Raw genomic sequence first — 6,672 nt, 5'->3', positions numbered from 1 at the left:
GTGCGTGGTGACGCCCGGTGGGCCGACAAATCCCAAACAGGACAGTCGAGACGTCAGTCAGGCGAGGGGTCAGACCCACCAGCGGCGTCACCACGTCACATCCTCACTGTCAGGCGTCGCGCCGCCGCAGCACGAACACCGCCCCCACCGCCGCGACCGCCGCTCCAGCAGCGGTGCCCCCTGCGGTCGCGCAGCGTCGTGCCCGCGACCGGCGGCACCGCGCCGGAGACCAGGCGCCGGCGACCACGGCGGTCCTCCCGGTCCGCCTCCGGTCCCCCCTGCACGGCGACGGCGTGCAAGGCGGTACCGGGAGGTCCGGGAGGCAGAACGGCTCACGGCGCCACCGTAGGAGCCCGGGGCGGCGAACGTGTACGACCTGGGGAGTACACGCCGCCTTCCCGCCCCGCCCCGCCGTCGGGCCGCCCCGCCGGGCGGCGGCCCTCAGGCCGCCTCGCGGAGGGCGGGGTCCTGCGGGCGTGCCGGGTCCCGCACCACGCGGCGGCGCCGGGCCGGCAGGCCGAGCAGCGGGTGGGCGACGCCCCAGGCGGCTCCCCTGTTGACCAGTTCCTTGTAGACGGCGGCGAGCCGCCCGGTCAGGGCCGCGCGGACGGCGCGGTCGTCGGCGGTCACGTACTGGATCAGCCCCTCCCTGCGGCCCAGCGAGATGCACTGGTTGAAGTAGCGCATCGGCACGTGGGGCAGCTTGCCGCCGGTCAGGCGGGCGGCGATCGCGTCGGCGGCCTGCCACGCGGTGGGGACCCCGGAGGCGCACGACATCCGCAGCGGCTTGTCGCCGGGGCCCCTCACCAGGGCGGAGTCCCCGATGGCGTACACGTCCGGGTGGGAGACCGAGCGCAGGGTGCCGTCGACGACGATCTGACCGGTGTCACCGACCTCCAGGGCGGTGGCCCGGGCGATCGGGTGGACGGCGAAGCCGGTGGTCCACACGGTGACCGCGGCCGGGAGAGTGGTCCCGTCGGCGGTCGTGACGTGGTCGGGGCCCACGGCCGTGACGGACACGTGCTCGTGGACGGTGATGCCGAGCCCGGCGAACACCTTCCGCAGGTGCGCCCGGCCCCGGTCGGACAGCCAGTCGCCGAGCGCGCCGCGGGTGGCGAGGGTGACGTCGAGGTCCGGGCGGGCCTCGGCGATCTCGGTCGCCGCCTCCAGCCCCGTGAGGCCGCCCCCGACGACGACCACGGTGCCCCCGGCCCCCAGCCGGGCCAGGCGGTCGCGCAGCCGGCGGGCGCCCGGGCGGCTCGCGATCTCGTGGGCGTGCGCGGCGACGCCGGGGACGCCCCGGTCGTCCCAGCCGCTGCCGAGGGCGTGGACGAGGGTGTCGTACTCCAGTTCCTCCTCGGGCCCGGCACCGTCCGCCGGCCCCGGGGCGGACCCGGGCCGGGAGGCGGACCCCGCCCCGGCCCCGGACCCGGTGGGGACGACGGTGACGGTCCTGCGGTCGACGTCGATGCCGGTGACCCGCGCCTGCTTCAGCACGACCCCGGTGCCCGCGAGCATGTCGCGCAGCGGCCGGGGCCGGAGATCCTGGCCGGCCGCGAGCTGGTGCAGACGGACGCGCTCGACGAAGTCGGGCTCGGCGTTGACGAGGGTGATGGTGACGTCGTCACGGTGCAGTCGCCTCGCGAGGCGCCCGGCGGCGCTGGTTCCGGTGTATCCGGCTCCGAGGACGACGATGCGGTGCTGCATTTCCCTGCTCCTGTCGTGAGCGGACTCGTCGGTTCGCTCCTTGAACCGGGCGGGGAGCCGTTCCCTGACAGGAACATCATGTGATGTAAGTCACACGCCAGCGTCCGTCGGGTGACGTGGGCCGGGGTCAGAAGGTGGTGGCGAGCAGCGGCTCGCCGTGGTCGGTGGCCGCCCACTGCCGGGCCACCCGTTCCAGCTTGTCGGGGTTGACCTGGCTGCGGACGGCCGCGATCCCCTCGGAGGTGACCTCCAGGCACATGACGCCGATCACCCGCCCGTCGAGGACCGCCAGGAGGGCCGGTTCGCCGTTGGCGGTCGTGGCGTACAGCGCGGGCGAGCCGCCGACCACGGCCCGCTTGGCCCGCGAGGGCACGAACAGGCCCCGGACGAGCTTGGCCACCGCGAGCGCGCCCTCGAACGCCTTGGCCCGGGCGGGCACCTTCCCGCCGCCGTCGCCGACCGCGACGGCGTCCTGGGTGAGCAGCCGCACCAGCGGCTCGGTCCGGCCGCTGGTGGCGGCGGCGAGGAACTCGTCGAGGACCCGCCGGGCCGCCGCCTCGTCGACCGGCGTACGGCGCCTGCCCGCGGCGACGTGCTCCTTCGCCCGGTGCAGGATCTGCTGGCTGGCGCTCTCGCTGAGGTCGAGGATCGCGGCGATCTCGCGGTGCGGGTAGTCGAACGCCTCGCGCAGCACGTACACCGCCCGCTCGTTCGGGGAGAGCCGCTCCAGCAGGACGAGCACCGCGTACGAGACCGCGTCGCGCTGTTCGGCGGTGTCGGCGGGACCGAGCATCGGGTCCCCCGCCAGCAGCGGCTCGGGCAGCCACGCGCCGACGTAGGTCTCGCGGCGGGCGCGGGCCGAGGCGAGCTGGTTGAGGCAGAGGCGGGTGAGGACCTTGGTCAGCCAGGCCTCGGGGACCCTGATCCGTTCGGTCTCGGCGGCCTGCCAGCGCAGGAACGTCTCCTGCACGGCGTCCTCGGCCTCGCTCGCCGAGCCCAGGAGGCGGTAGGCGATGGCCTCCAGGCGGGGCCTGGCGGCCTCGAACCGGTGCACGTCCTGTGCGGTCAGGCTCATGCCCCGGATCCTAACTCCGGCGGCCCGCGCACCCCCGGGGCGACCGGGCCGGACGCGACACCGGCGCGGGCCCCGGGCACCCGCCGGGCACGATCGCCCGCCGCCCGCCGCCCGTCGGAAGCGCCCGGCACCCCGGCCGCGCCCCCGGCGGGCGGCCCCGTCCGACGACCGCGTCCGGCGACCGCGTGTACCCGCTACCGGCCCGGCTCGGCTACAGTCCTTCAGCATGTCGCACCCTGACGATCTGCTGGCCGGCATCGCTGCCATGGTGGAAGCGGATCAGGACAGCCAGATGTCCCTCACCGTGGTCGTCTCCGGGGCCGTGATCACCGGACGACTGGCTCCCGAGGCCCTGTGGCGGGCGCGCGTGGCGGAGGTCCTGCGGGACTCCGACCGGCTGAGCCACTTCGCCGTCCCCTTCACCCAGGCCCGTGAGCCGGACACCCCGCCCACCCACCTGCATTTCCACCTCGCCCGCATCCTGCAGGGCAGCTACGGCATCCCCGACACCGGCGGCATGTACCGCGTCGCCCTCGCCGACGTCAGCGCCTGGACCGTCGGCGACATCGGGTACTCCGACGAGTGAGCCGCGCGGGGGCGCGATACCCCGGCGCCCCCGTCGGCCGGTCTGCCCCGGCCTGCCGGTCCGCCCCGGCGATCCGGTCCGTCCCGGTCGGCCGGTCCGCTGTCGTGGGCCGGACCGCCGCCGTGGGCCGGACCGCCGCCGTCGACGGTCCCGTCACGTTGTCAGGCCGGCCGCGGCGCAGGCCTGGGCGTACGCGGCCGTGCAGATCTCCTTGACGGAGTAGACGCCGTCCTGGACCACCGTGTCCTCGATGGTGTCCTTCGTCACGGCGACGACCGGCACGAGCATCGTCGGGATGTTCTTGTGGGTGGGGCTGTCCACCCGCTCGCGGGCGAGCGCGTCGAACTCGATGTCCCGTTCCCGCACGCGGGCCACCGCCATCTCCGCGGCCCCGTACGCCTCCAGCCGGAACGACTTGTACACCGTCATGTGCTGCTCGCCCGCGACGATCCGGCGCAGCGCCGCGAGATCCGCGTCCTGCCCCGTCACCGGGGGCAGTTCGGAGACCCCGGCCTTCCGGAGCGCCTCGATGACGCCGCCGGCCATGCCGTCGTTGGCCGAGTAGACACCGGCGATGTTCTCGGCGCCGATGCTCCTGATCGCCTTGCTCATGTTCGCCTCGGCGACCTCCGGCAGCCATTTCTCGGTGTCGTACTGCGCGGCGATGTCGACCTCGCCCTCCAGCTCGCTGAGCGCGCCCTCCTTGAACAGGGCCGTGTTCGGGTCGGCGGGGGCACCGTGCATCATGACGACCTTGCGCTTCTCGGAGCCCGCCCCGAGGGCCTCCGCGAGGGCGCGCCCCTGCACCTCGCCGACGAGTTCGTTGTCGTGCGAGACATACGCGTCGACCGGTCCCTGGGCGAGCCGGTCGTAGGCGATGACGGGGATGCCCGCCTCCTCGGCCTTCCGCACGTCGGACGCGACCGCCTCGGCGTCCACCGCGTTCACCAGGATCACGTCGACCTCGTCGGCGATCAGCCTGCCGAACTGTTCGCTCTGCCGGGCGGAGCTCCCCTCCGCGTTGGCGTGCACGACCTCGCCCTTGCCGCCGGTGAGTTCGGACACCCGCTTCTCGATCAGGGGGTGGTCGAACTTCTCGAAGCGGGCCGTGTCCTTGTCCGGCAGCAGCAGGCCGACGGTCATCTCGCCGTCCCGGGCGGGCGCGTCGTCCCCGTCCGGGCCGTCGGCCCCGAAGACCCCGCACGCGGTCAGCGACAGCGCGCACAGAGCGGCCGTCACCACCGGGACGGTACGGCGCACGGCCGCGAAGGGTCCGGTACGGCGGGCGGGGCGGACGGTGCCGGTGACGCCAGTGGTGCTGACGGTGCCGGTGACGCGAGTGGTGGTGCCGGTGACGAGGGTGGCGCGGGTGGCGCGGGTCGTACGGGGGTTCACAGCAGGTGCCTTCCGAGCGGAATGGGGACGGGGCGACCAGGTGAGTGGCAAGCCAACGCGGAATGACGGTTCAGCGTCAAGAAAGCACTGTAACGGCCCTGCAACAGCCGTCGGCAGGCGTCGAATTGCGGGGAGCAGACCCCCAGTTTCCGGTCATGGGAGCCCTTTCTCGGCCCCCGACCACCGTTCCCCATTGACCGTTGGTCAAGAGCGGCGAGCTACTGGCGAGTTACCGGAATCATCCCCACGCCATTCCCTCATCGCATGCGGAGAACGGGCGCAGGAAAAGCACAAGAACCGCACGCGACACCCCCGTCGCCGGTCGGCACGGCGGCGGTTCCGGCGCCACGACCAGACCGGGCCCGGGCGCCACGACCGCACCGGACCCGGGCGGCACGGATCCCGGAGGCAACGGGGACGGCGACGGCAGCGCCCCACCCCCGGCGGAACGGCCTGCAGGGCGGACAGGGCACCTTCTACCGGCTCCGAGACCGTGCCGTCGAGGACGGCACGGGACGACCCGTCCGTGAACCGGGTCCGGTGCTGCGGGACAATCGGGGCATGAGCATCGTCAAGATCAACGTACTCACCGTCCCGGAGGACCAGCGGGAGACCCTCGAGAAGCGGTTCGCCGCGCGCGCCGGCGCGGTCGAGAGCTCGGACGGCTTCGAGTGGTTCGAACTGCTGCGTCCGGTCGAGGGCACCGACACCTATCTCGTCTACACCCGCTGGCGCACCGAGGAGGACTTCCAGCGCTGGATGGAGGGGCGCGGCCAGGCCGCCCACGGCGGCGACGGGGCGCCCGCCGAACGGCCGAAGCCGGCGGCCACCGACGCGGCGCTCTGGTCCTTCGAGGTGGTCCAGCAGGCTGCCCCGAAGCAGAGCTGAAAGAGCTGAACCCCCTCTCGTGGCGCGCGGCGCACCCCGCGCGCCACGAGCCGCGTTCACGGGTACGGGGAGCGACATTCACGGGTGCGGGGAACAACGCGACAGGGGCCCGCACCGAAGTGCGGGCCCCTGTCGAAACCCTGCGTGCGTGCGTACCGGAGTACGCGTCACGGATCAGGCAGGAACGATGTTCTCCGCCTGCGGGCCCTTCTGGCCCTGGGTGACGTCGAAGGTCACCTTCTGGCCTTCCTGGAGCTCGCGGAAGCCCGAGGTGGCGATGTTCGAGTAGTGGGCGAAGACGTCAGCGCCGCCGCCGTCCTGCTCGATGAAGCCGAAGCCCTTTTCCGAGTTGAACCACTTCACCGTACCGGTGGCCATATCAAATCTCCTGAGACAGTGCCGGGAAAACGCACTTTACGAATTCCCTCATCGTCGCGATGATCACCTGCCCGGAGAACCGGTGGCAAACTGGCAACCACAACTGCAACTGACGTCAGCCTAGCACGCGGGATTTCGGCGGCAAGCGATATACGTCACCGGAAAAAATTGCGCCGGATGTGTTTAAGAGAATAGATGGCCCTGACGGGATCCATAATTCTGTTCCGGTGGAAGCAGGTTTTCAGGAGCGGCCGTGAACGGTCCTGTCGTCCGTCCGCCGCAGCCGCGCGTTGGCCTCCTCCGCCGCCTCCAGCTGCTCCTCCAGGCTGATGATGCGGCAGGCCGCGTCGACCGGCGTACCCCGGTCGACCAGCTCACGGGCGCGGGCGGCCAGCTTCAGCTGGTGCCGCGAGAAGCGCCGGTGTCCGCCCTCCGACCTGGTCGGGGTGATCAGTCCCGCCTCGCCCAGCGTGCGCAGGAACGCCGGGGTGGCACCGACCAGTTCGGCGGCCCTGCCCATGGTGTAGGCCGGAAAATGATCGTCGTCGAGCCGGTCGGCGACGGGAAGACGACCCGCGTCCGACAGATCCACGTCGGAGTACGGCTGACTGTCCGAGGGCATACCCACCTTCCTGCGGACCGC

Annotated in this window: 7 protein-coding genes; 2 read left to right on the top strand and 5 right to left on the bottom strand. The window is 72.7% G+C overall.

Translation table 11 applies throughout. From position 1 onward, the window contains the following. Positions 1–441 precede the first annotated feature (441 nt). A complete protein-coding gene (locus AC02VZ_RS11580; protein WP_476475297.1) occupies positions 442–1,707 on the bottom strand; it encodes an NAD(P)/FAD-dependent oxidoreductase in 1,266 nt (421 codons plus the stop codon). 127 nt (positions 1,708–1,834) lie between these two features. After that, positions 1,835–2,782 (bottom strand): RNA polymerase sigma-70 factor, encoded by a 948-nt coding sequence (locus tag AC02VZ_RS11575; RefSeq protein WP_432057630.1) that lies wholly within the window; start codon positions 2,780–2,782, stop codon positions 1,835–1,837. A gap of 226 nt (positions 2,783–3,008) precedes the next feature. On the opposite strand from AC02VZ_RS11575, the gene AC02VZ_RS11570 reads away from it, so the two are divergent. Continuing rightward, entirely contained in the window at positions 3,009–3,368 is a 360-nt protein-coding gene (locus tag AC02VZ_RS11570; protein WP_432057631.1) for a hypothetical protein, read from the top strand. A 153-nt stretch (positions 3,369–3,521) separates the two neighbouring features. Here AC02VZ_RS11570 and AC02VZ_RS11565 read toward each other — a convergent pair whose 3' ends face one another. Further along, positions 3,522–4,628, bottom strand: a complete 1,107-nt coding sequence (locus AC02VZ_RS11565; protein WP_432057648.1) for a sugar ABC transporter substrate-binding protein — start codon at positions 4,626–4,628, stop codon at positions 3,522–3,524. Between the two features lie 696 nt (positions 4,629–5,324). On the opposite strand from AC02VZ_RS11565, the gene AC02VZ_RS11560 reads away from it, so the two are divergent. Continuing rightward, positions 5,325–5,651 (top strand): antibiotic biosynthesis monooxygenase family protein, encoded by a 327-nt coding sequence (locus AC02VZ_RS11560; protein WP_432057632.1) that lies wholly within the window; start codon positions 5,325–5,327, stop codon positions 5,649–5,651. A 174-nt stretch (positions 5,652–5,825) separates the two neighbouring features. Here AC02VZ_RS11560 and AC02VZ_RS11555 read toward each other — a convergent pair whose 3' ends face one another. Together AC02VZ_RS11555 and AC02VZ_RS11550 are read right to left on the bottom strand one after the other, a co-directional pair. After that, positions 5,826–6,029 carry a cold-shock protein gene (locus AC02VZ_RS11555; RefSeq protein WP_004985680.1) on the bottom strand — a complete coding sequence of 68 codons (204 nt, stop codon included), beginning with the start codon at positions 6,027–6,029 and terminating at the stop codon, positions 5,826–5,828. Between the two features lie 241 nt (positions 6,030–6,270). Further along, positions 6,271–6,651 (bottom strand): helix-turn-helix domain-containing protein, encoded by a 381-nt coding sequence (locus AC02VZ_RS11550; RefSeq protein ID WP_362094300.1) that lies wholly within the window; start codon positions 6,649–6,651, stop codon positions 6,271–6,273. Positions 6,652–6,672: the final 21 nt, after the last annotated feature.

This window comes from Streptomyces sp. 3-6, assembly GCF_056323165.1.
This window is presented reverse-complemented; position numbering and strand designations above follow the sequence as displayed.

Excerpts from the sequence above, each read along its gene's own strand:
- AC02VZ_RS11580 (WP_476475297.1), bottom strand. The coding sequence starts at position 1,707 with ATGCAGCACCGCATCGTCGTCCTCGGAGCCGGATACACCGGAACCAGC.
- AC02VZ_RS11575 (WP_432057630.1), bottom strand. The coding sequence starts at position 2,782 with ATGAGCCTGACCGCACAGGACGTGCACCGGTTCGAGGCCGCCAGGCCC.
- AC02VZ_RS11570 (WP_432057631.1), top strand. The coding sequence starts at position 3,009 with ATGTCGCACCCTGACGATCTGCTGGCCGGCATCGCTGCCATGGTGGAA.
- AC02VZ_RS11560 (WP_432057632.1), top strand. The coding sequence starts at position 5,325 with ATGAGCATCGTCAAGATCAACGTACTCACCGTCCCGGAGGACCAGCGG.
- AC02VZ_RS11555 (WP_004985680.1), bottom strand. The coding sequence starts at position 6,029 with ATGGCCACCGGTACGGTGAAGTGGTTCAACTCGGAAAAGGGCTTCGGC.
- AC02VZ_RS11550 (WP_362094300.1), bottom strand. The coding sequence starts at position 6,651 with ATGCCCTCGGACAGTCAGCCGTACTCCGACGTGGATCTGTCGGACGCG.